The sequence below is a fragment of the Rhodococcus sp. 15-725-2-2b genome (assembly GCF_002259075.1).
GTDB lineage: Bacteria > Actinomycetota > Actinomycetes > Mycobacteriales > Mycobacteriaceae > Rhodococcoides.
Genome location: NZ_NPFL01000028.1, coordinates 153,741 through 178,488, shown reverse-complemented (window position 1 = coordinate 178,488; position 24,748 = coordinate 153,741). Strand labels below are relative to the sequence as shown.

Annotated in this window: 28 protein-coding genes and 1 pseudogene; 14 read left to right on the top strand and 15 right to left on the bottom strand. The window is 65.4% G+C overall.

Annotation, left to right across the window (positions count from 1 at the left end; genetic code table 11):
• Positions 1-18 precede the first annotated feature (18 nt).
• Together CH306_RS28620 and CH306_RS28615 are read left to right on the top strand one after the other, a co-directional pair.
• On the top strand, positions 19-1,140 hold the full coding sequence (locus CH306_RS28620; protein WP_094648466.1) for a TIGR03364 family FAD-dependent oxidoreductase: 1,122 nt from the start codon (positions 19-21) through the stop codon (positions 1,138-1,140).
• Positions 1,141-1,220: 80 nt separating this feature from the next.
• Positions 1,221-1,823 carry a TetR/AcrR family transcriptional regulator gene (locus CH306_RS28615; RefSeq protein WP_094648467.1) on the top strand — a complete coding sequence of 201 codons (603 nt, stop codon included), beginning with the start codon at positions 1,221-1,223 and terminating at the stop codon, positions 1,821-1,823.
• 21 nt (positions 1,824-1,844) lie between these two features.
• Here CH306_RS28615 and CH306_RS28610 read toward each other — a convergent pair whose 3' ends face one another.
• Genes CH306_RS28610 through CH306_RS28600 form a run of 3 tightly spaced genes read right to left on the bottom strand, consistent with a single transcriptional unit; the run spans position 1,845 to position 5,084 of the window.
• Complete coding sequence (locus tag CH306_RS28610; protein WP_094648468.1) at positions 1,845-3,068, bottom strand: Dyp-type peroxidase; 1,224 nt, start codon at positions 3,066-3,068, stop codon at positions 1,845-1,847.
• Entirely contained in the window at positions 3,061-3,615 is a 555-nt protein-coding gene (locus CH306_RS28605) for a copper chaperone PCu(A)C (protein ID WP_094648469.1), read from the bottom strand. Before CH306_RS28605 ends, CH306_RS28610 begins: the two co-directional genes overlap by 8 nt.
• The gene (locus tag CH306_RS28600) at positions 3,612-5,084 is read right to left on the bottom strand and encodes a PepSY-associated TM helix domain-containing protein (protein WP_256981293.1); all 1,473 of its coding nucleotides are present in this window, start codon (positions 5,082-5,084) and stop codon (positions 3,612-3,614) included. Before CH306_RS28600 ends, CH306_RS28605 begins: the two co-directional genes overlap by 4 nt.
• A 21-nt stretch (positions 5,085-5,105) precedes the next feature.
• On the opposite strand from CH306_RS28600, the gene CH306_RS29730 reads away from it, so the two are divergent.
• A complete protein-coding gene (locus tag CH306_RS29730) occupies positions 5,106-5,234 on the top strand; it encodes a hypothetical protein (RefSeq protein WP_254924171.1) in 129 nt (42 codons plus the stop codon).
• Between the two features lie 31 nt (positions 5,235-5,265).
• On the opposite strand, the gene CH306_RS28595 is transcribed toward CH306_RS29730, so the two are convergent.
• Positions 5,266-5,796 carry a hypothetical protein gene (locus CH306_RS28595; protein ID WP_094648471.1) on the bottom strand — a complete coding sequence of 177 codons (531 nt, stop codon included), beginning with the start codon at positions 5,794-5,796 and terminating at the stop codon, positions 5,266-5,268.
• Between the two features lie 162 nt (positions 5,797-5,958).
• On the opposite strand from CH306_RS28595, the gene CH306_RS28590 reads away from it, so the two are divergent.
• Both CH306_RS28590 and CH306_RS28585 read left to right on the top strand, forming a co-directional pair.
• On the top strand, positions 5,959-6,204 hold the full coding sequence (locus CH306_RS28590) for a hypothetical protein (protein WP_045196818.1): 246 nt from the start codon (positions 5,959-5,961) through the stop codon (positions 6,202-6,204).
• 71 nt (positions 6,205-6,275) lie between these two features.
• Positions 6,276-6,992 (top strand): SagB family peptide dehydrogenase, encoded by a 717-nt coding sequence (locus tag CH306_RS28585; protein ID WP_094630376.1) that lies wholly within the window; start codon positions 6,276-6,278, stop codon positions 6,990-6,992.
• Here the strand turns inward: CH306_RS28585 and CH306_RS28580 are convergent.
• From CH306_RS28580 to CH306_RS28560, 6 genes are all read right to left on the bottom strand, one after another.
• Complete coding sequence (locus CH306_RS28580; protein ID WP_179272985.1) at positions 6,969-8,195, bottom strand: MFS transporter; 1,227 nt, start codon at positions 8,193-8,195, stop codon at positions 6,969-6,971. The genes CH306_RS28585 and CH306_RS28580 overlap by 24 nt on opposite strands.
• Positions 8,192-9,550 (bottom strand): YcaO-like family protein, encoded by a 1,359-nt coding sequence (locus CH306_RS28575; RefSeq protein WP_094648473.1) that lies wholly within the window; start codon positions 9,548-9,550, stop codon positions 8,192-8,194. Before CH306_RS28575 ends, CH306_RS28580 begins: the two co-directional genes overlap by 4 nt.
• The gene (locus tag CH306_RS28570; protein ID WP_094648474.1) at positions 9,547-10,878 is read right to left on the bottom strand and encodes a CocE/NonD family hydrolase; all 1,332 of its coding nucleotides are present in this window, start codon (positions 10,876-10,878) and stop codon (positions 9,547-9,549) included. Before CH306_RS28570 ends, CH306_RS28575 begins: the two co-directional genes overlap by 4 nt.
• On the bottom strand, positions 10,875-11,552 hold the full coding sequence (locus CH306_RS28565; protein ID WP_094648475.1) for a hypothetical protein: 678 nt from the start codon (positions 11,550-11,552) through the stop codon (positions 10,875-10,877). Before CH306_RS28565 ends, CH306_RS28570 begins: the two co-directional genes overlap by 4 nt.
• Before the next feature lie 52 nt (positions 11,553-11,604).
• A complete protein-coding gene (amiA, locus tag CH306_RS29725; protein WP_254924168.1) occupies positions 11,605-11,718 on the bottom strand; it encodes a streptamidine family RiPP in 114 nt (37 codons plus the stop codon).
• 108 nt (positions 11,719-11,826) lie between these two features.
• The gene (locus CH306_RS28560) at positions 11,827-12,756 is read right to left on the bottom strand and encodes an ABC transporter substrate-binding protein (RefSeq protein WP_179272986.1); all 930 of its coding nucleotides are present in this window, start codon (positions 12,754-12,756) and stop codon (positions 11,827-11,829) included.
• Between the two features lie 31 nt (positions 12,757-12,787).
• Here CH306_RS28560 and CH306_RS28555 point away from each other — a divergent pair, with 31 nt between their 5' ends.
• The 4 genes and pseudogenes from CH306_RS28555 to CH306_RS28545 all read left to right on the top strand — a co-directional run bounded on the left by CH306_RS28555 (position 12,788) and on the right by CH306_RS28545 (position 15,541).
• Positions 12,788-13,777: a FecCD family ABC transporter permease gene (locus CH306_RS28555; protein WP_179272987.1), complete on the top strand. Its 990-nt coding sequence runs from the start codon at positions 12,788-12,790 to the stop codon at positions 13,775-13,777.
• Positions 13,774-14,751, top strand: a complete 978-nt coding sequence (locus tag CH306_RS28550) for a FecCD family ABC transporter permease (protein ID WP_094648478.1) — start codon at positions 13,774-13,776, stop codon at positions 14,749-14,751. Before CH306_RS28555 ends, CH306_RS28550 begins: the two co-directional genes overlap by 4 nt.
• Positions 14,748-14,870, top strand: a pseudogene (locus CH306_RS29720) (hypothetical protein); the annotation flags it as partial. The gene CH306_RS28550 and the pseudogene CH306_RS29720, both read left to right, overlap by 4 nt.
• Positions 14,871-14,911: 41 nt before the next feature.
• Positions 14,912-15,541, top strand: a complete 630-nt coding sequence (locus tag CH306_RS28545; protein WP_256981294.1) for an ABC transporter ATP-binding protein — start codon at positions 14,912-14,914, stop codon at positions 15,539-15,541.
• An 8-nt stretch (positions 15,542-15,549) separates the two neighbouring features.
• On the opposite strand, the gene CH306_RS28540 is transcribed toward CH306_RS28545, so the two are convergent.
• Positions 15,550-16,125 carry a TetR/AcrR family transcriptional regulator gene (locus CH306_RS28540; RefSeq protein ID WP_094630367.1) on the bottom strand — a complete coding sequence of 192 codons (576 nt, stop codon included), beginning with the start codon at positions 16,123-16,125 and terminating at the stop codon, positions 15,550-15,552.
• Positions 16,126-16,204: 79 nt separating this feature from the next.
• Between CH306_RS28540 and CH306_RS28535 the strand changes: the two genes are divergently transcribed.
• Positions 16,205-16,819 (top strand): NAD(P)H-dependent oxidoreductase, encoded by a 615-nt coding sequence (locus tag CH306_RS28535; protein WP_094648479.1) that lies wholly within the window; start codon positions 16,205-16,207, stop codon positions 16,817-16,819.
• A gap of 48 nt (positions 16,820-16,867) precedes the next feature.
• On the opposite strand, the gene CH306_RS28530 is transcribed toward CH306_RS28535, so the two are convergent.
• Both CH306_RS28530 and CH306_RS28525 read right to left on the bottom strand, forming a co-directional pair.
• The gene (locus CH306_RS28530) at positions 16,868-17,323 is read right to left on the bottom strand and encodes a hypothetical protein (protein WP_094648480.1); all 456 of its coding nucleotides are present in this window, start codon (positions 17,321-17,323) and stop codon (positions 16,868-16,870) included.
• Positions 17,324-17,883: 560 nt separating this feature from the next.
• Entirely contained in the window at positions 17,884-18,303 is a 420-nt protein-coding gene (locus tag CH306_RS28525; RefSeq protein ID WP_045196834.1) for a nitroreductase/quinone reductase family protein, read from the bottom strand.
• A gap of 164 nt (positions 18,304-18,467) precedes the next feature.
• On the opposite strand from CH306_RS28525, the gene CH306_RS28520 reads away from it, so the two are divergent.
• The 4 genes from CH306_RS28520 to CH306_RS28505 all read left to right on the top strand — a co-directional run bounded on the left by CH306_RS28520 (position 18,468) and on the right by CH306_RS28505 (position 22,956).
• Positions 18,468-19,514: an ABC transporter substrate-binding protein gene (locus tag CH306_RS28520; RefSeq protein ID WP_094648481.1), complete on the top strand. Its 1,047-nt coding sequence runs from the start codon at positions 18,468-18,470 to the stop codon at positions 19,512-19,514.
• A 92-nt stretch (positions 19,515-19,606) separates the two neighbouring features.
• A complete protein-coding gene (locus tag CH306_RS28515; protein ID WP_032396341.1) occupies positions 19,607-20,572 on the top strand; it encodes a FecCD family ABC transporter permease in 966 nt (321 codons plus the stop codon).
• Positions 20,569-21,390, top strand: coding sequence for an ABC transporter ATP-binding protein (locus CH306_RS28510; RefSeq protein ID WP_094648482.1), 822 nt, complete (start codon positions 20,569-20,571; stop codon positions 21,388-21,390). Before CH306_RS28515 ends, CH306_RS28510 begins: the two co-directional genes overlap by 4 nt.
• A 60-nt stretch (positions 21,391-21,450) precedes the next feature.
• The gene (locus tag CH306_RS28505; RefSeq protein WP_094648483.1) at positions 21,451-22,956 is read left to right on the top strand and encodes a protein adenylyltransferase SelO; all 1,506 of its coding nucleotides are present in this window, start codon (positions 21,451-21,453) and stop codon (positions 22,954-22,956) included.
• A gap of 25 nt (positions 22,957-22,981) precedes the next feature.
• On the opposite strand, the gene CH306_RS28500 is transcribed toward CH306_RS28505, so the two are convergent.
• The gene (locus CH306_RS28500; RefSeq protein ID WP_094630451.1) at positions 22,982-23,440 is read right to left on the bottom strand and encodes a VOC family protein; all 459 of its coding nucleotides are present in this window, start codon (positions 23,438-23,440) and stop codon (positions 22,982-22,984) included.
• 45 nt (positions 23,441-23,485) lie between these two features.
• On the bottom strand, positions 23,486-24,700 hold the full coding sequence (locus CH306_RS28495; RefSeq protein ID WP_094648484.1) for an acyl-CoA dehydrogenase family protein: 1,215 nt from the start codon (positions 24,698-24,700) through the stop codon (positions 23,486-23,488).
• Positions 24,701-24,748 lie beyond the last annotated feature (48 nt).

Below are 24,748 nucleotides of genomic sequence, written 5' to 3'. Positions count from 1 at the left end.
AGCAGAAAGACTTTCCGTATGACATCGACGTACGACGTCGTGGTCGTCGGGGCCGGGATCGTCGGCCTCGCACACGCGTATCACGCCCATCGGCGCGGACTCACCGTGGCTGTGATCGATCATGCCGATCGTGTCGCAGGTGCCTCCGTCCAGAACTTCGGACACGCCTGCATCACAGCGCAATCCGGGACCGCACTCGAGTACGCGCGAGCAGGCCGCAGTCACTGGCTCGACCTCGCCCGAAGAGCCGACTTCTGGGCAGCGGAATCGGGAACGCACTGCGTCGCCCGGCACGAGGACGAGCTCGCGGTGCTCGAGCAGTTCGCCGAACTACGGGGCGAGGATCAGGTACAGCTGCTGGACCGCAGCGAGGTACTGAACCGACTCCCCCTTGCCGACACCGATGTGGTCGGCGGCATGTACCTGCCTCTGGACGTCCAGGTGGACCCGCGCTCCGCCGCTCCGGCCGTCGCACGCTGGCTCGCCGATTCCGGGGTGGACTTCCACTGGCGCACCGCTGCAACGTCGTTCGCGCCGGGAATCGTTCGCACCTCCCGCGGCGACCTGCATGCCGGTGCCACGTTCGTCACCGTCAACCACGACATCGATCGCCTGTTTCCCGAGAGCGCCGAACGCGGCGGACTGGTGCGGTGCCGACTGCACATGATGCGAGCCACCATGCCGCTGCGTGCACCGCTTCCCTCGCCGCTGTTCACCGGCTGGTCGCTGCTGAGGTACTCGGGCTTCGAGAACCTGCCCGCCGTTGCAGACGTCGCTGCCCGCCTGCAGGCCGAGTATCCCGACTACGTCGAACTCGACCTGCACCAGATGTACACCCCACAACCGGACGGGTCGATCCTGTTGGGCGACACCCACGTTCGCGAGATCACCACCTCGCCGTTCCAGAGCGAAGACGGTTTCGAGGTGTTGCTCGGCGAAGCGAGAACGCTGTTCGGAGTCGACCGCATCGACGTCGTCGAGCGATGGCAGGGAACGTACTGCTCCGCACCGGGTTCGGAATTCCTGCTGGAAGAGCCCATCGACCGTGTGCACATCGTCACCGTCACGACCGGGATCGGCATGACCACCAGCATGGGTCTGGCGTTGACCAACGTGGACAACGCGCCGACGCTCGTCTAGCGCCGACACCCCCGTCCTCGCCTCACCGCACTGTTCGGCTCGCGACACTACTGGGCACACCCCCGTGTCAAGATGTAGTCATGCCGCCGGTCGTTCGCCCCTACCGAGGTGTCGCCGCAGACAAACGTCGCCGCGAGCGCCGCGAGAAACTGCTCGACGCCTGCCTCGACGTCGTTGCGGAGTCCGGTGTCGCCGCCGTCACGGTCGACGGCATCTGTGCGCGCGCCGGCCTGTCCAAGAGGTACTTCTACGAAAGTTTCGGAGACCGCGACGCCATTCTGGTGAGCGCTCTCGACGACGTGATCGACACCGTGGGAACTGCTCTCGAAGAGATTGTGCAGGAACAGGGGTCGACCTCGGACCGCGTCGCCCAGACTGCAGCCGTTCTGGTGCGCGCGCTCACCTCCGATCCACGGTCGTCCCTGCTGTACACCTCGGCGTCGGCCAATCCCGCACTCGAGGCCCGACGCCGACAGATGGTCGACACGTTCACACCACTGCTGATGCGAGCAGTGCTCGACGCCGACCCCGCGAACCCACGGGCCGAGGCAGCGACCGTCCTGATGGTGGCAGGCACGACCGAGCTACTCGACCGGTGGCTTCGCGGCGATCTGGACTTCACCGAAACGGAGTTCGTCGACACATTGACCGCGCTCGGCGTCGCCCTGGCGACCTCTTTCTGAGCGCACCCGTGTGTCGGGCCGTCACTCGAGCAGACTCCGGCCCAGATAGCCGTCGTCGACCACTCCCGGCAGCACGGCGAACACCGCGGACCCGATGGGTGTCGTCCATTCGTTGAGCGCATCGAATTCGTCGAGGCGCCGCTGAATCGGGAGGAACTGGGTGAGCACATCGCGCTGATAGCTCGCGAACAGCAGCCCGGAGTTCGACACCGAACCGGGAGCAGGTGGGTCGTCGTAGTTGTACGCCCGCCGGAAGATTCGCTCGCCGTCGTGAGTGTGCCGCGCCCGAGCGATGTGCGAGGACGGTGGGATGACCGGAATGCCGAATCGATCGGTCACGTCGAAATCGGCCTCGTCGAACTCGTCGGTTCCGGTCAACGGCGCACCGGTGTCGAGAGTTCGCCCCACCGACAACTCGCGGCCGGGTCGGTCCAATTCGTCCCAGGTATCCATCTCGATTCGAATGCGCCGCAACACCATCGACGTTCCGTGCTGCATCCAGGGCTGCTCGCTGCCGTCGTCCCAGACCAGACCGTCGAAGTCCGTACTTCCGGCCGCCGGATTGACCGTGCCGTCGACCTGGCCCATCAGATTGCGCATCGTGTTGCCCGATTCCTCGGTTCCCCGCGAACGGCGGAACCCGCGCTGCATCCAGGCGATCGTCACCAACGATCGAACATTCTTGGTGAGTACCCGCACTGCGTGCGCAACGGTCACAGGATCGTCCGAGCACACCTGCAGCAACAGATCTCCACCGGTGAATCCCGGTTCCAGACGGTCGATTCCGAACGCAGGAAGCGGCGCCAGCCACGTTGGGCGCCGATCCGGCAGACCGATCGCATCGAACACACCGGGGCCGAGTCCGACCGTCACCGTCAGACGCGCCGGCCGAAGTGCCAATTCCGCCTCGGTATCGGCCAGCGCGGGTGCGCCGGCAGTGAGCCGTCCGATGTCCTCGGTCCAGACCTTCAGAATCCCGATCAGCTCGTCGCGTCCGACACGATCCTGCAGATTCAGACCGACGAACGTCGAGTGTGCCTGCGGCGGAACCGTATCGATGCCCGCTTGATGCAGGCCACGCCACGGCACCGTGTCACCTCCGGTGGTCGTCTCGGCCGCATGGTTGCCGAAGACTCCGTAACCGGTCGCTGCTCCCACGCCCGCGACGCCGAGCGCGGCGACGCCTCCACCGAGGAGACGTCGCCGGCTCAGCGAGCGTGGTGACCGGTTGTCGTTGTCAGCCACCGGGTGTCGGGGCAGGGGTTGCCGACCCGTCCGTGTTCATGCCCATGGTGCCGGGCTCGTAGTTCTCCTGGGCCCCGGAGAAGTCCCTGACCTGGGCGGTGAACGTCGCAGTCGACGCATCCTCGAACTCGAGGGTGAACTCTGCGTCGGCTCCTGGCGTCAGCGGAGATGTGACGTCCATGAGCATCAGGTGGTCGCCGCCCGCGGCGAGCACGTGCGTGCCGCCCGCCGGAATGACGAAGCCGCCCTCCTTCGGACGCATCACCATCGCTCCGTCGGCCCCGGTTGCCATCTCGTGCAGTTCCATTGTGCTCGACGCCGGCGACGACGCACCGACCACGTGCACGTCGGCGTCGCCGGTGTTCTGCAATTCGGCGAACGCCGCGGTCATACCGGAGTCGGCGGCTTTGACCCATTGTTCGCGAACGACGACGGAATCGGACTCCTTCGCCGCGGCGGCCGGCTGGGTGCTCGAGCATCCGGTGAGCATCAGGCCGGTGACCGACAGCGCGGTCACCAGCGTCGAGGTGCGACGGGTGATATTCATGCGAGTTCGCTTTCATGTTGGGAAGCAGCGGATTTGGCGGCTCTGGTCCGAGCTCGACGAATCGAGCCGAGCACGACGTCGACAGCGAGGAAGGCCACCAGGCTCAGCCCGAGGAGTGGGACGAACCAGCCGACTGCGACGGCGACGACCGCCAAGACGGCGACGGAGATCGGCGAGATACGGCGAAGACCGCCGCGCAGAGGTGGCCGGCCCGCAGTGAGACCGGTTGCCTTGGTAGGCCGGCGCTTCCACCACATCATGTAGCCGCGCACGATGACCGATGCCAGCGCAACTGAAAGTGCGAGCAGGGCCAGCTGATTGGCCACACCGAACAGCGTTCCCATGTGCAGTTGAATACCCCAGGCAGCCAGCTTGGCCGCGAGCGGCCAGTCGGAGAAGTACAGGGTGTCGACAACCGTGCCGGTGCTGCCGTCGATCGAGATGGAATTGTTCGACATCAGCCAGGGCTGACGGGTTTCGGCGACGACGAACGCTGCGTCGTCCGACGCTGGGATCGACGCCTCCACGGCCCCGTCGATACCGTTGGCCTTCGCGATGTCGAGGACCGAATCGATGCGTCCGACATTGTTGTTCGTCGTCGACGCGTCGGCCGCCATGTCCATCGAATGCCCGCCGTGACCGGAATGATCGGGCGTCGCGGCGTCGGAAGAGCCGATGGTCTCGGTGATGGCGGGTGTGGTCCAGCTCAATGCCGAACGCAGCTCGGTGACGTTCTCCCCCGCGTAGGTGGACCACGTGAGTCCGGTGGCGGAGAGAAATACCAGACCGACGGCGATCCAGATGCCCGCCACACCATGCCAGTTCAAAGACCTGTTGCGGCCTTTGGATTTTCGATCGAAGGTCAGCAGCCTGGTTTTGTCGCGGTTGCGCCGGTAGCGCTCGACCCACAGGTAGAGCCCGCCGAGCGCGATCACCCACAGCCACGATGCGGCGAGTTCGCTGTAGAGCCGACCGGGCTCACCCAGGTGCAGGTGGCGGTGGAGTTCGGAAATCCAGGTGCGTAGAGGTAACGCGCCGGAGGAGCCGTACACCGTCGACTCGCCCACGGACGTCGCGGTCGAGGGATCGACGAAGACGGCCAGCCGCTTCGATTCACCGAGGGAGGGGTCGGTGAACATCACCCGGGTGGTGTCGCCGGAGTCGGTGGCCGGTCGCACTGCGGCGACGGTGAGGTCGGGTTGTTCTGCCTGCGCAGCTCGGATCTGATCCGCCACCGGTACGGCCGGGCCGGTGGGGTCGACGTGCAGGTAGTCCCGATACAGGAGTTGTTCGATGGTCGGTGCGACGGCGTACAGCCCGCCGCTGATGGTGGCGATCAGGATGAACGGTGCGACGAGGATGCCCGCATAGAAGTGCAGCCGCAGGATCAGCGGACGCCAACTGCGGGGGCTGGTCGGACGGGTGGGAGGGGAAGGATCGGCGACGCGTTCCATTTCCGGTGTGGACACGAGGACTTCTTTCGTGAAGGCATGACTGGGCGCGCGGATGTGCGCGAGGTGGCATCGCACGACGGATCGAGCCGTGCGCGGACGGCGCGAATCGACGACAGTGCGAAGTACAGGATCGAATGCGGCAACAACGCACTACCCGACGCCTGACGAGCAGGGCGGGTGTGACGGTGGGTTGTGCTCAGGCAGTTCGAGCCGGTGGCCCGCGGTTTCCGCAGCCAGAAAGGTCGAGAAGTCGCGGTGATCCCGGAATCCGGTACACCGGCAGTGGCGGGGCGATGCGCTTGTCGTCGACGACGAGGGCGGCCAGTAGTGGGAGAGCCCTGCCCAGCGAGGTCACCGCGCGTCGGATGCCGAGTTCTGCACCCCTGATGGCCAGGGCACCGACCAGGATGGCGACCACGTGGGCCGCGAACATCTGCTCGGTGATCATGGGACCGTGATGGTGACTGTCGACGACGGTGAGCAGTAGATGGCCGATCGACTGGGCCGCAGCGAGAACGACCAGCAGTCGAGTGCGCGGTGCAGCCCCCGTCGGTGCCACCGCGGTTGCGTATCCGACGGCCGAGCACACCAGCGCCAGCAGCACGATCGCCGCATCGGACGGGGCCATCCCGCCGCCGACGGTGTGCGCCCAGGCGGTGACCAGCGCCGAGAGTCCGCCCACGGAGGCACCGCGCAGAGGCGCGAATCCTTCCGTCGGCTCGGACATGGACGGGAGCTTACTACCGACTACACCGAGTAGTAGTTCGGGCACGGCAGCGACGCTTCCGTTACACCAAAGCCGGTCCAGCGGTCTTTTTACAGTTGGTTATCCTGATCATCGGTACTCGAACGATCAACGGTCGAGCCGCGAGATCGAGAGTGGTCGCACATGGCAGAGAATTCGGACGCGGCTCAGGCGAGGGTGTTCGCCGACATGCTGACCGCCGAGATCGCGGCCGCGTCGAGTCGCATCGAGGACTCCGAGCAACTCGCCCGCAAAGCCCTGCGCGTCGGCGATTCCCGCAGCCACGTGTGGCACAGCGACGAGGCGCAGACTCAGAAGCAGTCGCTCTACGAGCTGCACCGCCAGCTCGATGCGTTGCGCAACCGATTCCCCGCCGTGCACCGCCCGTAGGAACGGCCGCCGATCGAAACATTCGACGCCTTATCGACACTGATTACCGTATTGGATTAGGGTCCAGCTCCATGGCCGAAGATTCGTTCGATTCCACGGTTGCGCGCGTCCATGATGTGCACCGACGCCTCGTCGATCGCGGCACCGGATCGGGCCTTCCGACCGTCCCCGCAGCCAACGGGACATGTGTTCTGCCGTCGCCGCCGCCACTCCCACCGATGCCGCTCCGCACAGCACTGCGCGACCGCCGGTCGCACTACCGATTCGCGGACATGGACGCGCTGCGGCTCTCGACTCTTCTCCGGTCGGCAGCGGGGCCCGGTCGAACTACCGAGCGGCCGGACGGCAGGCCACACACCTTCCGGATGAATCCGACGGCAGGCGGTCTCGATTCGATCGACCTTCATCTCGTGGTCCTCCGCGGTACAGGTGAGATCGGTCCGGGGACCTACCTTTTCGATCCACATCGACACGTTCTGAGCAGAACCGGCACCGGACCGTGCGTCGACGCACTCGAATCATGCCTCGTGCAGCCACAATTCGCGCAGCGGGCACCCTTCGTCGTGATTCTCGTCGGACGCCTCGACCGAACCCTGATCAAATACAGCGAACGCCACTATCGCACCCTTCACATCGACGCCGGCATCGCCGCACAGAACCTGTATTTGGTCGCGACTGCACTCGAATCGGCGTGCTGTGCAATCTCGGGCTTCTACGACGAAGAGCTCTCGCACTTGCTCCGCCTGGACCGACTGTCCGTTCCGTTACTGGCTTTCGCGCTCGGCTGACTCGGCGAGGACGGCGAGCAACGGTAGCCGCGGCACCCCGAGCCGCAGGGCTACCGCCCCCGCAAGAGCGAGCGCGCCCGCTCCGAGCACGACGGCCGCGGTCACGCCGAACATATCGGCAACGGCGCCGCCTGCCGCAGCTCCGAAGGGAGTTCCACCCATCGCGATCATCCGCGCCGTGGTGTTCACCCGGGACTGCAGGTGGTCGGGCGTGACGGACTGACGAACCACGATGCCGTTGACGACGATCATGGTGTTGGCGGCCTGATAGACGATCAGGAGCAGTAGAGACACAGCGAGTGCGCCCGTGACGGACCACGCCAGCATCGACAGGAAGGCCACCACCAAGCCGAGGCACGTGATCACGCCGGTCCCGAGCACCCGTTGAATTCGTGCACTGACCAGACTGATGAGGAATGCTCCGAGAGCCGTTGCTGCATAAAGTGATCCGATTCTCGCATCCTCGGCGGCGAGACCGAGCTGCCGAACGCCGACGACCACCATCAGTCCCACCACCACACCGTTGGCGATGCTCACCCCGACGCCGACCGCAGTCAGTGCCCGCACCACGCGGTGCCGCCGAATGAATGCCACACCCTCGACGATCGACCTGCCGAGATCGGAACCGCCCCGAGCCGACGCGGCGCTCACGGGTATCGCGATCGTCGAGGTGACCACCGTCGCGACGAGAAAGCACAGTGCGTCGATCGCGATGGCACCCGGCGGCCCCAGCGTCGTCGCGGCGATACCACCGAGCAACGGGCCCGCGATCCCGATCACCGTCCCGACGCTGACCAGTGTGCCTGTCGCGTCCGCGATTCGATGGCGTCCCACCAAGGCCGGTACGACGCCGAAGGACGCTGCATCGAAGAAGACGAACAGCGTCGACACGGCGAACGCAACGATCATCAGGTGTGCAACGGTCACCGACGCGATCATGTGGGCCGCCGGAATACTGGCCAGAGCGAGAGCACTGCCGAGTTGAGCGGCGAGCAGGACTGCGCGCCGGTCGTACCTGTCGGCGAGAGCACCTGCGATCAGTCCGAACATCAGGTAGGGCAACGACTCCACTGCGAAGGCGACACCGGAGAGGAGCGGCGAGCCGCTCAGCTGATAGACCAGCATCGGCACGGCCACCGTGGACATCGCGTTGCCGATCCAGGCGACTGCACGCGCAAGGACGAAGCGTCGAAAGGCGGTCACAGGCTCGGAGGCGGAGCGAGCAGCAGCGTGTTCGGATCGGTCGGGTCGCAATCGGGCGCGTGCCGCCGAGCGATGTCGCGCCATCGGGGTAGCCCGAAGTAGGGAAATGCGGCCGGGGCGTTGGGAATCAAGCCAGAGGCACAGACCCGGGCCACCCTCAGTGGCGTCGACGCCACGTCCGAGGTGGTGATGTCGCAGACGACCACCTCGTGGCCCGCTACCGCGAGCGCGCTCCGGATACCGTCGGCGGTGCCGCGAGGAAGCTCGTCTATCGATACCGTCTCCGCCGGATTCGTGAAGCGGGGAAGATACGCGGCCTGAGTACGGGGGTCGAGCCACACCTGGGCTTGTGCGCCCAGGTCGCGGACGTGTTCACTGCGCGCTCCGGCGGCATCGAGGTAGCTGCGATCGACGCGGTGGTCCAGGTAGAGACCCGGCGACAGCACCCCGGCGCGCATCGACCCGAACACCCAGCCGTCTGCCTCGACCAGCCCTCGGGTGAAGACCCAACTGTGGATCGCTTCGAGAACGGCCTTGCGTGCCGTCTCGACCGGGTCCAGCTTCGCCGAGAAGCCGCCTGCGACGATTCCGAGTTCGAGATCGTGAACAACGGCCGCTACCACCGGAACTCCGAAGTACGATGGCAGCTCGAGGAGATGACACCGCAGTCGTGAATCGCCGAGGTCTGCCGTGAGTCCAGGCACCGATGCCGGATCTATACCCCGCGCAGGCAGGTTCAAGTGCCACCACAGCGACAGCGAATCTCGCTCCACGAGCTCGAGCAGTCCACGTGTGGCCGCGTCGTCGAGCCCCTGTCCGGTGGCGATGCCGGCGTAGTTCAGATGATGAATCCACGGGTCCTTCCTGCGAGATCCGCCGCGCCAGTTGAGGTACACGTACGAGGCCGGAACTGCGACACACGCCCCGTCGTCCGATGTCCCGTCGACCCAGGCGACTCGTGAGTTCTCGGTGAAACGCTCGAACGGAAAGCCTTCAGAGTTCAGCTGCCAGGGCGCGAAGAACTCGAATGTCTCGATCCCCCAATGGCGAACACCCTCGGCGCGCAGTTCTGCGGGAGTTGCGTAGCGCAGCGTGTTCGGTACGTAGTTTCCGCAGTACCGTTCCACTGCCTCGCCGATCGCCGCAATACGGGCCCCTGCGGGATCCGCGAAGGTGGTACCGAGCGACACCAAGTCGCACGGCCACTGTCCGAGCGCACGGGTATCGGCGATCTCCGCCGTCAGTCCGACGTACCGTTCCGGCATCCCGTCGAGCCTCTCGACCGGATGCAGCGCACGGATCAATCCGGTGAAGGGGTCGACCAGATCGTCTACGCGGAAGGAGACATCGCTCATACAGGCATCTCCAACTCGATGCCGCGCACGGTACGTTGCATCGGCACCGCTCGGGTTCCGTACAGATGATCGTCGTCGGTGTGCAGATCGCGGGCATATCGCGGGAAGGCGTGGGCCGAGATCATCAGTGTCAGTTCCTCTCCCTCGTGAATGTGTGTGGACAGCGGCGCGAGATGCACGACGGAGTCGAGGGACATGCCGTGAGTCAGTTGCTCCACCTCGCCGCCGCGCCGGTGGGCGACGAGTATCGCGCCCCAGTGCCGGTCGCAGTCGCCGCTGTCGACGCGCACCACGGGAGTTCCGACAACGGCTCCGGCTCGCCACGGCACCGGACGGGCAAGGCAATCCGAGCGTGTCGCCAGTCCACGAACATCGGTGCCGGGTGTACAGGAAGGGAAGGGCTGCAGAGGATCTGCGACGAAGCTGCCACCGGGCAGCTCGATCGTCGCTCGGGCAGTGGGCCACGTCTCCAGCCGCAACGGACCACCGGGGTGTCCGTACAGCTGCGCTCCGGTCCACGGCCGACCGTCGAGCGCCGCACCCAGCCATGCGCTCATGCGCTCGGCGCGACCCGACCCCCGCATCGAGTGATCCCACGGTCCGAGGGCGAGTGCCGACGGGCCACCCCACGACGACCAGAGGTCGACGGTGTCCTGGCCGAACCAGTCCGCAGTCCCACCCTGCGCCAGCAGCGGACAGTGTAGTGCTGCGGCGTGGTTCCTGCGTTCCGCATCCGACCTGCTGGCCTCCAGGACCGAGAGCCACGAGGGTATCGGGGGGCTCGACGAGCCTCCGATGTCGGACACCGGCAGCGTCTCCAGCAGATCCGCCGATGCCGAACTCTCGCGAGAGTGGGCAGCATCGCCGTGCTCGCACCACCAGCCGAGGCGCGACTGCAGGTAGAAGGCCCGGTCTCGATTTCGCGCCGTCTCCCCCATCCCCAGAGCGGGCACGACGACCGATACGCCGGCAATTCCCTCGACTTCAGCTGCAGCGAGAGCCGTTTCGGTGGCACAGTGCGCTCCGTAGGACGTGCCGTAGAGGAACAGGAAGGGGGCCTGCGACCACCACGCTTGTGCGGTGATCCACTCGATGCAGGCCAAGCCGTCGGCCCCTTCACCGTGATACGGGTGAAACGACCCGGTGGAGCCGTATCGGCCGCGCACGTCCTGGACGACGGTGGTGAATCCGCGCGCGGCCCAGCCCGCAGCCTCGGCGAGGTGAGCTTCGCTGTTGTACGGAGTGCGAATCGACAGCACGGCACGCGGACTCCGCGCCTTCACGACGAAGGTACGAAGTCCCCCGATCATGTACTCGCGCCCCGTCATCGAGGCGGTTCCGGTACAGGCAGAATCGGGTGCCGAGTCACCCGGAGCGTACGGAGGTCGATCGCCGTCACGCAATGGTCGGCCGTGGGATCGATGACCTCCGCCAGAACCTGAGCCGCCACGAATTCGGCCGCCGCGTCGGACACCGGATGGATCGACGAGATCAGACGCAGCCCGCCGGCGCGAGGGGCGTAGCCGTCCTCGATTCGTTGCCTGTTCCGACGGGAGGCGGCGCGCCGCATCGTCACATCGGTCAGCCGGACCCCTTCGGGCACAACGACGTAACGATTACCGTCACGGAAACAAGAGATCGACCCACCGGACCCCAGAAACTCGACGCCGTCGTCACTCACGGAGATCGATCGAGTCGCCGCATGCCCTGTGGACTTACCGACGCGTCCCAGCATTCCCACCAGCGCAGCCGCGACAGAGCCGCAGCCGAGCACCGCAACCTCCTCGGTCGACGAATCGGGAACGACATGGCCTGCGGTGAGTAGCGCGGACAGCGCCGTCTTCGGTTTCGCGGACACCGGTGCCACGGAGCCGGCCAAAGCTTGTGCCAGTTGGTCGAATTCGTCGCGGTCGAGCGCAAGAGCGAAGTGTTCGTCGTCGGCGGTGCGGAGCACGAATCCCGAATCGGATTCGTACAGTTCGGTTCTGGGTGCAAGTTTCATGGCGACGGCCCGGCCGGGGCCCGCACATCGTGGTGTGCAGACCCCACCGAGATCAGTCCTCGGCTTCCTCGAAGGGATTCTCGACCAGGGCGTTGCTGTGGCCCGCGGAGTGCGTCGCCAGGGATACCGGTGACTGGATCGAACGGAACAGCTCGTTGTCGTTCATGGTTCTCCTTCTTCGATGGGCAAATCGGTTGCGGTGCAACCGATCCATGGACTCGACATCGTCGAGGTGTCCAACCCTACGTCAAGTGATAATGATTTTCAATAAGGACTACAAGCTTTCGAGCTCATCGGTCACAGTGGCGAGCACCATGCGCAACGAGATCGTTCCGCGCCCTGTCGCCCATACTCCGGCGTCCACCTCGATCACCCGATCGTTGCGGGCCGCCGCCACACCCGACCACAACGGATTGCTCGCCAGCCGGTCCGAGAGAGGCTCATTGTCGGAGCCCGATGAAAACGCCTGCGCGAACACCACATCTGGATCCACCGACGCGATCTGCTCCACCGATACCGTCGCGAAGGCATCGGTTCCCGCCTGCCACGGATAGTCACTGACCTCCGCGAGAAGCGAGCCGACGGGGGTGTCGACGGAATCGACTCCGAGACTGCCCGGTTCGCCGTACATCGACAGCGTCGTGAGGCCACTCCACTTCCCCGCGGCCGCGTCGACCTCGGCGGTGAACGCCTCTGCAGCGGCGTCCGCCTCCTGCTGCCGGTCCGTCACACGGCCTATGGTGCGAAGGAATTCGACCGAATCCCGCCAGGATGTCGGGTTCACCAGGTACATCGGTGCCACTTCCTCGACGGCACCGCGCAACCCGTCCTGCACTCCCCCGAGTCCGATGACGAGGTCCGGTTCCGAGAGCGCGATGTCCTCGACGCTCTCTTCACCGAATCCGCCCGTGATCTTGCGCATGTCGGCATCCGGGCCGGCATAGCGGGGATCGGCCGCGAGTTCCTCACGGTAGGCGACGGGGGTCATGCCCACCTCCTTCAACGCGTCGACACACATGAGCGTCAGACACGCGATTCGCTCGACGGGTGCATCGAGCTCGATCACCGTCCCGCTGTCGTCGGTGACCGTGACCGCAGATGCCGCGTCGACGTCGCCCGCATCGGCAGTACCGCAGGCTGCGAGCGCGAACACCGAGAGTGCGAGTGCGCCGAACGATCGAGAAGAGCCGGACAACTTGCGCATGGGAACTCCTTTGCAGAATGATGTGTCCGAAATGATAACCATTACCGATAAAGGGGTCCACGCTGCGGGCACCTGCGCCTGCGTCGCCGTGATGGTGCTGGCCCTGTGCCTGGGTGAGCCGACTCTCGATCCGGCGCGCGCGCTGCACGCCGTGCTCGACCCGTCGAATGCCCTCCATCGGCACGTTGCGCTCGTTCGACTGCCGCGTGTGCTGTTGGGCCTGGTGAGCGGTGCGGCCCTCGGCCTGGCTGGCGCATTGATGCAGGATGTACTGCGCAACAGGATTGCCGGTCCGGAGATTCTCGGCGTGTCCTCCGGTGCAGCTGTCGCGATGACGGCCGTTGCCGTGTTTGCCATTCCGTTGCCGCTCACAGCTCTTCCCTATCTGGCATTGTGCGGCGCAGCTGTCGCCGGCATCGCGGTGATCACCACCGTCGGACCGACCAGCGACCCGCACCGAGTGGTACTGCTCGGCGCTGCGGTCAGCGCTCTCGCGTCGGGACTGGTCATCGCGCTGGTCAGCCTGGGCACCGAAGGGAACCTGCCACTGCTCTTTCGGTATCTGCTCGGCAGTCTCGGTGAGCGGGGGTGGACCCATCTCGGTGTCGCGGCACCCTGGCTCGCCGTCTTCATCCCGCTCGCTCTGCTCATGCGGCATCGGGTCGCTGCCCTTGCACTCGGCGACGATGTGGCTGCGGGACTTGGCATCTCCGTGGTACCGACCCGGTTGATCGCACTGGTGTGTGCCGCTGCGCTCACCGCCGCAGTGGCATCGGTGTGCGGTCCGGTTGCCTACGTCGCGTTGCTGTCCCCACATCTGGCTCGGTGGGCTCTGCACACGAGCAGTTCTCGGCGGGTATTTCTGCTCACGCCCGTCATCGGCGCATTCCTGCTCGCTGCCGCCGATCTGGCGTCGCGAATCATGCTGTATCCGATCGAGATTCCCGTAGGCATCACGACGACTCTTCTCGGGGTTCCGGTACTGCTGATCGCTCTGCACAGACAGGCCGCCACGCGATGAAGGCTCGTCACCTCGTGGTGATCGCGATGACGTGCGTCGCCGGCCTGGTGATACTTCACCTCGTCTCGGGGCGCAGCGAACTCGGAGCGGCCGAGGTGATCAGAGTACTGACCGGCACGTCGGAGGTACGGGCACACGAGATCATCGTCCGGAACTACCGCCTTCCACGGGTGCTCGTCGGATTGGTCGCCGGCGCACTCCTGGCACTGGCCGGCGTGTTGCTGCAAGCGGTCATGCGCAATCCCCTGGCCGAACCGTCGACCACGGGCGTGGGATCCGGTGCGGCACTGGGCGTTGTGTTGTCGATTCTGGTGCTACCTGCCTCCGGTGCCGCGCCCCTGGCGTCACTACTCGGTGCCGCAGGCGCCGGACTGGCTCTGTACCTCCTGGGCCGACGCTCCCTGGCGGTCGCGGGAATCCTGATCGGCGCTGTCCTGTCCGCGGTGACGTCACTGCTGCTCGTCGTCGATGCCCAACCGATGGGGGTGGTCCTTCGCTGGCTGATCGGCTCTCTCAATGCCAGGACTATCGACGATTGGAATCGACTGTGGCCCTGGGCAATCGTTTTGATACCGGCCGGGCTTCTATGTGCGTCACTCGCCAATGCGCTCATGCTGGGCGACGCGACGTCCACCGGCCTCGGGATTCGCCCCCACAGGACTCGAATGTTGCTGCTCGCCATCGCGGTACTGGCAACGGCAACGGCCGTCACGGCCGCGGGTGCCGTCGCGTTCGTCGGTTTGATCGCGCCTCACGCCGCGCGGGCCGCGCTCGGCGGCGACCACAGAGTATTGATTCCGGTCAGCGCGATCGGCGGTGCCGTGTTGCTGTCCTCCGCAGACCTACTCGCCTTCAGCGCGTCGATCGACATCCCAGGCAGCGGACCGGATGTATCAGGGCTTCCGGTCGGGGCCGTGACGGCACTCGTAGGCGCTCCCTATCTCATCTGGCTGATCAGAAAGGACGCCCGATGACGGGCTACGTCACCACACCGATTCTCGAGGCCGTCGACCTCGGGCTCGGGTATCGCAATCGGACGGTCTCGGAGCACCTCGACATCGCTATCGAGAAGGGAACGGTCACCGCGTTGGTCGGCCCCAACGGATCGGGCAAGTCGACGTTGCTGATGGGGCCTTGGCCAGGGTCTTGGCTCCTCGGCACGGACAGATACGGCTGGACGGCACCCCTCTTCGTGATCGGTCGTCGATCGAGACAGCCCGACGACTCGCGATCCTGCCCCAGACCGCAATCGCACCGCAGGGGCTGCGTGTCCGAGAGCTCGTCGAACAGGGTCGATACCCGAGGCTCGGTGCCCTGTCGATGCTCAGACGGCACGACGACGAGGCCATGCACACAGCGATGTCCTCGACCGGAATCCTCCACCTCGCCGACCGAACTGTCGATTCGCTCTCCGGCGGGGAGCGTCAACGTACTTGGATAGCAATGGCTTTGGCGCAGGAAACCGAAGTACTGCTACTGGACGAACCCACCACGTACCTCGACGTGCGTCATCAGATCGATGTGATGGAGCTGGTCGTCGATCTGGTCGCGAATCGGGGGAAGACCGTCGTGATGGTGCTACACGATCTCAACCAAGCAGCGCGGTATTGCGATCGAATCGTGGCCATGCGCGATGGTGTCATCGTCGCCGACGGTCATCCGCGCGACATCGTGACACCGACGCTGCTCGAAGTCGTATTCGAGATCCGCGCCCGAGTGGTGGCCGACCCGGTTGTCGGTAGGCCGATGTTCATCGCCGAGTGAGCTGCGGGTCAGAGCTTTCCCACGACGGCGATGATCAACTCGGTCAATTCATCGGTCGCGTCCTCCGGTGCGAGAGTGCCGGATACCGCCGCCTGAGAGAGCGCCTCCGCTGCACCGAAGATAGCGGTGATCGACGGTGCCGAGATACCCCCGGATCCGCTGTACGGGTCGAGAATCGACCGGCATCGTTCGGAGTACGCCCGTTCGGCCGTTCTCTTGACCTGTTCGAGTTCGGGCGAGCCCTCCAGTGCCGCCAGCACACCTGTCAGCTCACGCCCTTGCGCCAACGCGCAGCCGACGTACGAGTCGGCGATGGCCTGTGCACGTCCGTTCAACGAGTCGGGCGCGGATCGGAGCGATTCCTCGAGCATGACCGTTTGTCGGTCGTCGAATTCTGTGAACAGTGCGGCCAACAGTTCTGCACGCGAGGCGAAGTGGCTGTACACCACGGGTTTTGCGACGCCGGCATGTTCGGCGAGTCGGCCGAGCGTCAAAGCGTCGGCCCCCTCCGCTCGCACGAGAGCCCAGGAGACCGCCACCAACTGGTCGTATCGGTCGGAGCGAGACAGTCGCGTCCGGGCCATCGGGCACCTCCTTGCGCTATGTACGAATAGTAACCTACTGTTGGTACATAGCCGTTTCGCCTCGCAGAAGGAACCAGCCATGACCGCACTCGTCGTAGTCTCCCATTCCGACCCCGACTCACTGACCCACCACGTCGTCCGATCCGTGACCGACGCAATCCGCACTGCAGGTGACGCCGTCGAGACGGCCGATCTCGCCGCGGAGAACTTCGACCCACGGTTCGCCGATGGCGACCTCGATCTGTTTCGGGGAAAGGGAAACACGCCCGCGGACGTGCGGGCCGAACAGGACAGAATCGACCGCGCCGATCACCTGGTTCTGGTCTTCCCGATGTACTGGTGGTCCATGCCTGCCCTGCTCAAAGGGTGGATCGATCGCGTCTTCGTCAGCGGATGGGCCTACGATCTCACTGCCGACTACGGCATCGTCAAGAAGCTGGATCGACTCACCGTCCACCTGGTCTCCCTTGCCGGCGACGACGCCGACAGCTTCGAGCGCCACGGCGTGTACGACGCATTCCGCACGCAGATCGAACGCGGTATCGTCGAATACTGCGGTGCCACAGTGGGGTCGACGACTTTCCTGCACGAAACCGATACCAAGACCCCCGACGCTCTCGCTGCGGAGGTCGCCGAACTCGCGACCTCCCTGGCGGCCCGGATTGCCGACCGCGAGAAGGCCCTCACCCACTGAGCAGGGCCGCGCCCGGAGAGCACCACCGACGTGCGGCGCAGTGCACCGTCAGCTCCGAACGATTCGATCCCGTCGAGTGACTCGAGGTCGTTCGGCGGGATCGATGCGCCCGATGCCGTGCCAATCCCAATAGATTCGATGTCTCGAGATGAGGGGTCCGTCGAGCTCCACGATCTCGACGAGATCGAGTTTGTCGCCGTTCGCCGTCTGACGCGGGTGTTCCCAGACCAGACGGTGCCCGTCGAACGTGTAGATGCCCACGCGGTCCGGCGACGGCGATTCGTTCTCGTCGGATCGCCGTCGGGTGGTCTCCTGCAGAAAGCTGTCGAGTGCGATTCGTCCTTCGACTATTCCGGATCGCAGATCGAACAGCACCGGAACCAAGGGGCTTTCGAGAACCGCACCTGCGGCGTACAACTCGGACAGAGCGGGCGCGTCACGATCCCCGATGCGCTTGTGCCACTCACGAAAGACATAGGAGGCTTGCTCCACGGTTGCGGCCACGTCGAATCCTTCTGTGTTGCAGTATTGTCCGCGACGATTTTTCGCGGGTCGACCGAGGGGAAGCACGCCGTCTGGTGCCGGTGCCGGTCACGTTCGGCAGATGATCATGTTTCGCGAGCTGTCGACGAACGGCGCAGACGCCTGCGACACGAACCGACGAAGAGCCGCCACTGTGGCGACACACGTGGTTCCCACGACAATGTGCATATCTCGTCCCCGTCGTCGAGCAGTGCAGTTCGACAAGCATTGTGCACCAACAGAAGCCATTCGGCACCTTCCGGTCCGACGGTCCCGAACCGATATCCGAAACCCGCGAAACCACGGTTATCGCGACAATTCCGGTGCCCCCGGGCATGCGCGGCAGCGGATCCGCTGCGCGGCGACACGGCGTCCACCGAGACCGGCACCCGGAATCAAGCGCAACCACACCGACTGTTCACCTGTAGGTCGACAAAGATTCCGCGGCCGTGAGCCTGTGCCGCGAGCGGACTGGGTCGAACCGAGCGCTTCGCGAGCGCGGCGATCGACATCAGCACCGCGCCCGCACCGGCGTGATCGAGTCAGGCCGGCGTCAACCGAAAGATCGGGAACCGACGACCCTCCGCCGTCTCGACGTATTTCGCGAAGCCCTCGGACGCGTCCAAGAACTTCTGCCAGTTCGCGTCCCACTCGTCGTCGGGGAGTTCCGACACGGTCACCGCGATGGTTCGGACGGCACCGTCGCCGGGAACCTCGACGTCGATGGCGGGGTGTGCACGCAGGTTGTGCACCCACGCAGGATGTTTCGGTGAGCCGGCTGCCGAGCCCACGATCAGCCAGCTGTCGTCCTCCGGAATCGCCATGAGTGGGTTCAACCGGATCTCACCGCTCTTGGCTCCGATGGAGTGCAGCACGACGAGCGCATCACCGAACCCTGCCGTCGACACGTGTCCGCCGTTGCTCCGGAACTCGTCGATGATCATCTGGTTGAAGTCGGCCATAGGACGAGTATGCCGCCCACCACGTCGTTTCGGACCCGATCGAATGCCACGATTTCCATCGGCGCAAGACAAAGGTTAGCCTGTGCTCACACATACCTCGGTGTGTGCCGCCGTCGGGCAATCCCCGGCGGCTCGTTGCTGTCTGAACCCGAAGGACATTCCACGTGCTCAACGTTCGTCGCCGCGCAGGCACCCTCGCTGCCGCCGCCGCCCTGATCGGATCGCTCGTCGCCTGCGGAGCATCCGAGGAGGTCTCCGACGCCACCGCGGAGACCACCGACGGAGGGACGTCGTATCCGCTGACGATCGAGAACTGCGGCGAGTCGGTCACCTTCGACTCCGCCCCGCAGCGAGTGGTGTCACTCGACCAGAACTCCACCGAAATCCTTCTCTCGCTCGGTGTGCAGGATCGGATGGTGGGCACCGCGTCCTGGACCGATCCGGTCCGCGAGAACCTCGCCGACGCGAACGCCTCGGTTCCTCGACTGGCCGACAACGCCCCCACCTACGAGGTCGTGGTCGATACCGAACCCGACCTCGTCACCGCCTCGTTCGGACGCCACTTCGAGCAGGGCGGCGTCGCGCAGCGTTCGCGCTTCACCGAAACCGGTGCCGCCACGTATCTTTCCCCCACCGACTGCGACGCCGGCCGCAGTGTCAACGGAGGCAACACCCGAACGACGCCACTCACGATGGAGTCGCTATACCAGGAGATCACCGAACTCGCGGCGATTTTCGACGTCAACGAGCGCGGTGCCGAATTCGTCGAAGAACTGAAGACCCGCATGGCCGACGCCACCGCGCGAACCGCAAATGCCGATGTGTCCGTGGCCTTCTGGTTCGCGGACACCAAGAGCCCCTACGTCGCAGGCACACGCGGTTCGGCCAACCTCCTGGCCGATTCCGTCGGCACGACAAACGTGTTCACGGAGATCGACGACGACTGGTCCGCAGTCGGGTGGGAAACCGTGGTCGACAAAGACCCGACGGTGCTCGTCCTCGGGGATCTGGCCCGCAACCGTTTTCCCGGTGACCTGCTCGCCGACAAGATCGCATTCCTCGAGTCCGACCCCGTCACCAGCACGATGGCCGCCGTCCGCGACAAGCGCTACATCTCGCTGCACGGCGCGGAGATGAACCCGTCGATCCGGGCCGTAGACGGCGTCGAAAAGGTGTCGGCCGGACTGCGCGACCTGGGACTGTCGTCCTGACCGCGACCATCACCCCGCGGCGGACCGCCCAGCGATCGCACACCGACCTGTGGCGTTGGGGGTTGGCTCTGCTGGGCGGTGTCGTGCTGTGTGTGGTGTCTGTTCTCGTCGCCATCACGCTCGGGCCCGCGAACATCTCGCTGGTCAACGTTCGCGATGTGGTGCTCAACCATCTCGGCGTCACCGATGTGCCGGTGAAAGTGTCGAAGAACGCGATCGTCTGGGAGGAACGGCTCCCCCGAGCACTCGTCGCTGCGGCCAGTGGCGTCGGGCTCGGGATCTGCGGCGTCATCATGCAGTCGCTTCTGCGCAATCCGTTGGCGGATCCATTCGTGCTCGGGGTGTCCTCGGGTGCGTCGACGGGAGCCGTGGTGGTCGGCGTTCTCGGTGTCGGCGGTGCCGCACTCGGTCTGTCGGGCGGCGCGTTCATCGGTGCGCTCGTTGCGTTCGGGCTGGTGCTCTTCCTTGCCCGCATGTCCGGTAGCGGAAACGACCGCGTCATCCTCGCCGGTGTCGCGACCACTCAATTGTTCTCGGCGCTGACATCTTTCGTGATCTTCGCGTTCGCGGACTCCGACGAGACCCGCGGCGTGATGTTTTGGCTCCTCGGATCGTTCGAGGGAGTCCGATGGAACGACGTCGTGCTCTGTGTGACCGTGGCCGGTATCGGCGCAGTGGTCTGTTGCTACTACGCGTACGTGCTCGACGCATTCGCGTTCGGAAACTCGGTGGCGTCCTCGCTCGGCTTCGACGTCAAGAAGGTGCGCCTGGCACTGCTCGTCGGAACCGCCCTGATCACTGCGACACTCGTCAGCGTGGCCGGTGCCATCGGTTTCGTCGGCCTCATTCTTCCGCACGCGGCGCGACTGTTGGTGGGGCCCAACCACAGCCGCCTCGTGCCCACCACTGCCGTCATCGGCGCGATCTTCATGGTGTGGGTCGACGCCGTCTCCCGAGTCGCCTTCGCCCCGACCCCACTGCCGGTCGGCGTCGGAACAGCACTGGTCGGTGTCCCTGCCTTCATCGCAATCATGGCTCGCAAGAGAGGAATTCGATGACACTGCACGCGTCGAACGTCTCCTGGAAGCGCGGCGGCGCACTCGTGGTCGACGGAGTGACGCTGCACCCGGCACCCGGCCGAACGGTGGGCCTGTTGGGGCCCAACGGTTCCGGTAAGTCCTCGCTGCTCCACCTGCTGGCCGGGGCCGCGTCGCCCACCTCAGGCGTCGTCGAGTTGGACGGTGCCGAGCTCGGTTCGCTCAAACGCAAGCACATCGCTCGCGCCGTCGCGGTCGTCGGACAGCACGCGCACACGGACGTCGACGTGACGGTCGGCGATGTCGTGCGTCTGGGACGGATCCCCCATCGCGGGGCGTTCGGCGGTAGCGACCGCGACGACGACGCAGTGGACGACGCGCTCGCGCAGACCGGACTCACCGACAAAGCGGATCGGTTGTGGCGCACGCTCTCCGGTGGTGAGCAGCAGCGGGCGCACATTGCACGCGCACTCGCCCAGCAGCCTCGCGAGATGTTGCTGGACGAGCCGACCAACCACCTCGACATCCATCACCAGCTCGAATTGCTGGCCCTCGTCGCCCGTCTGCCGATCACCAGCATCGTCGCGCTGCACGACCTGAATCTGGCCGCGATGTTCTGCGACGAGGTGCTCGTGCTCCAGTACGGCAAGGTCGTCGCAGGTGGCGCACCTGCGGACGTGCTGACCGAAGAACTCATCGCCGAGGTGTATCGAGTGCGGGCGCGGGTGTCGGTGGACGACGAGAACGGACGGGTTCACATCCGCTTCGATGCGGCGGCCGGGTACGAGACCGTCGATGGGAAGCAGGACACCAGCGTGACAGCGGTTTCTCGCCTCTGATCGGCATCGGATTGCAGTCCCCCGGGGATTGGGTGCCACGATTCGTGGTACCCCTGAACCATGAGCGAATCCATCAGGCCTGAAGTGTCGACCACGAGCCTGCCCGCATTCGGGTTCGAGTCGACGTTGGCCGACGAGGTTCCCGGCGTCACCCTGCCGTGGCAGGGGGCCCACGCACCTGACCCTCGCGTGCTGATTCTCAACGACGGCCTGGCCCGGTCACTCGCGCTCGACCCTGCGTCGCTGCGCACTCCGGACGGGGCCGGCGTGCTGTCCGGATCCGTTTCTCCGACCGAGACCGCCACCGTGGCGATGGCGTACGCGGGTCATCAGTTCGGCAACTACCAGCCCTTGCTGGGGGACGGCCGAGCGCTGCTGCTCGGTGAGCTTCGCGACGATCAGGGCCGTCGGGTCGATCTGCATCTCAAGGGTTCCGGTGCCACGCCGTTCTCGCGCGGTGGTGACGGGCGTGCGGTGGTGGCAGCCATGCTGCGCGAGTACCTGATCAGCGAGGCGATGCATGCGCTGCACATCCCCACCACCCGCTCACTCGCCGTCGTCACGACCGGAGAACAGGTGGTGCGAGAGGGAGGTCCGCAGCCCGGCGCGGTACTGGCCAGGGTCGCGTCGAGCCATCTGCGGGTGGGCACCTTCGAGTTCGCTGCCCGACGAGAGGGACTCGCGCAGACCCTCGCGGACTACGCGATCGCCCGCCACTACCCCGACTTCGTCGAGCGAGCACCCGAGGATCGCTACCTCGCATTCTTCGAGGCCGTCGTCGATGCTCAGGCGTCCCTTGTCGCACAATGGATGTCGGTCGGATTCGTGCACGGCGTCATGAACACCGACAACACGACGATTTCCGGCGAGACCATCGACTACGGGCCGTGTGCCTTTCTGGACGCCTACGATCCCGCCACGGTGTACAGCTCCATCGACCACGGTGGCCGCTACGCCTACGGCAACCAACCCGCCGTTCTCGGGTGGAATCTGGCGAGATTCGGCGAAACACTACTGCCACTGGTGAATTCGACTCCCGATCTCGCGATCACCGCCCTGACCGCGGTCCTGGACACCTACGGGGATCGCTACCGACAGCACTACGGCGCCGCGATGGCCGCCAAACTCGGCCTGGACGAGGGTGCAGTCGATGGCGCTCTCGTCGACGATCTGCATCGGTTGCTCACGGATCACCGCGCCGACTGGACCCTGACTTTCCGCGCCCTCGCCGAGAACCTACGCGGAAACTCGGTGCCGTTCGACTCCCTCGTCCCACCCGACGCCTCCAGGAGTTGGCTCGAGAGTTGGAGGACTGCGGTTTCGGCTCGGGGACAGGACTTTTCATCCGTCGCCGACGGTATGGACCGCGTCAACCCAGCATACATTCCCCGGAACCACCTGGTCGACGCTGCGCTCCAGGCTGCGACGACCGGCGATCTCGGGCCCTTCGAGCGTCTTCTCGAGGTCGTCACATCGCCGTTCGACCGACACGATGACCGGGCGGATTACGCCCTGCCTGCTCCTGAGAACTTCAGTGCCGGTTTTCGGACCTACTGCGGAACCTGACTTCCTGCGCGCACCTGCCTGATCGTCACCGCGGCGGCTCCATGAATTCGATGGTCTCTCCATTCGGGCCCACTGCGTACATGACTCGGGTGCCCACCTTGGTGCCGCCGGCAATCGGTTGTGGAGTTCCCTGCGCCGTCCACCCGAACTCCGCTATGCGCGTCAGGGCCGCATCGATGTCGTCGACCTCGAAAGCAAGGTGGGCGAAACCCGGATCGTAGGGTCGAGACGACCCAGACTCTCCGCGAATATCGCGGTACTCCAGCAGCTCGATCGTCTGACCCGCAACGGTGACCACCGCCATCCGAACTGCCGCTCCGTGTGCTCCGGTGACCTCTCCCAGAAATTCCCCGCCCATCTCCGCCGTCCGTTCGAGGGTTGCTCCGAGACCGTCGATCCAGAATCGAAGGGCGTCATCGAGCGACCCGACAGAGAATCCGACATGGTCGGAGCGAAGAATTCTGAAGGACGTGGCGTCAGTCATGGAAACCAGTATCCCTCCGAGCATTTCCATCGAGCCGAACCGCGCTTACGAGTTACGCTTCTGTTCGGCCCGGATCAGGCCGCCACCGACGATCAGTCGCTGAATTTCGCTCGTGCCCTCGTACAGGCGCAGCAGTCGCACATCCCGATAGATGCGCTCGACCGGAACCTCACGCATGTACCCCGCACCACCGTGGATCTGGACGGCGAGATCGGCCACCTTGCCCACCATCTCGGTGCAGAAGAGTTTCACCGCGGACGGCGCGATACGCCGATCGGTCTCCTGCACCCACGCCCGCGCAGCCTCACGGACCATGGCCCGGCCCGCCATCACACCGACCTGCTGATCGGCGATCATGGCCTGCACCAGTTGGAAGTTCCCGATCGGCTCACCGCCCTGCGTGGACGCCGCGGCATACGAGACCGATTCGTCCAGCGCACGCTGCGCCTGACCGACGGCCAGCGCCGCAATATGTACACGCCCCCGCGCCAACGACGTCATCGCCGCCTTGTAGCCGATATCGATCATGAGTCGTTCCGCAGGCTCCACTCCCGCATCGCTGTTGCCGCCAACCAAGGCGTCGGCCTCGACGCGTACGTCGGTGAAGTTCACGTCGGCCGTGCCGGATCCCTGCTGCCCCATCTTCGCGTCCTTGACACCGACCTCGATTCCCGCAGCGTCGGCGGGAACCAGGAATACCGCAATACCGTTGCCGCTCAGCGGTTTCGGGTCCAGTTTCGCGAAGACGACGAACATGTTCGCGATCGGCGCATTGGTGATGTACCGCTTGCTGCCGTTGATGACCCACCCGGAGCCGTCGACCGTCGCGGTGGTCTTCAGGCCCGCCGGATTGGATCCGGCCCCGTCCTCGGTCAGCGCGAAGGAGGCAACGACGTCACCGGACGCCATGCCCGGCAACCATTTCGCCTTCTGTTCCTCGGTGCCGAATCCCACCAGCACCTGCCCGGCAATTCCGTTGTTGGTGCCGAACATCGATCGCAACGCCAGCGAGGTGTACCCGAGCTCCATCGCGAACTCGACATCCTGAATCAGATTCAGGCCCAGCCCACCCCACTCCTGCGGAAGCGCATAGCCGAACAATCCCATCTCGGCAGCCTGCGTGCGCAGATCCTCCGGGATGGCATCGGTGTTCATGATCTCGAGTTCGCGCGGGACGACACGCGACCGCACGAACTGCGAGACCTGCTTCAACACGTCGGCGAAGACGTCGTCGGGTACATCGGGATTCAGCGTGTCCATCGGACCACTATCTGTCAGAGCAACGTGATTCGTCCACTGCCGTGCGAG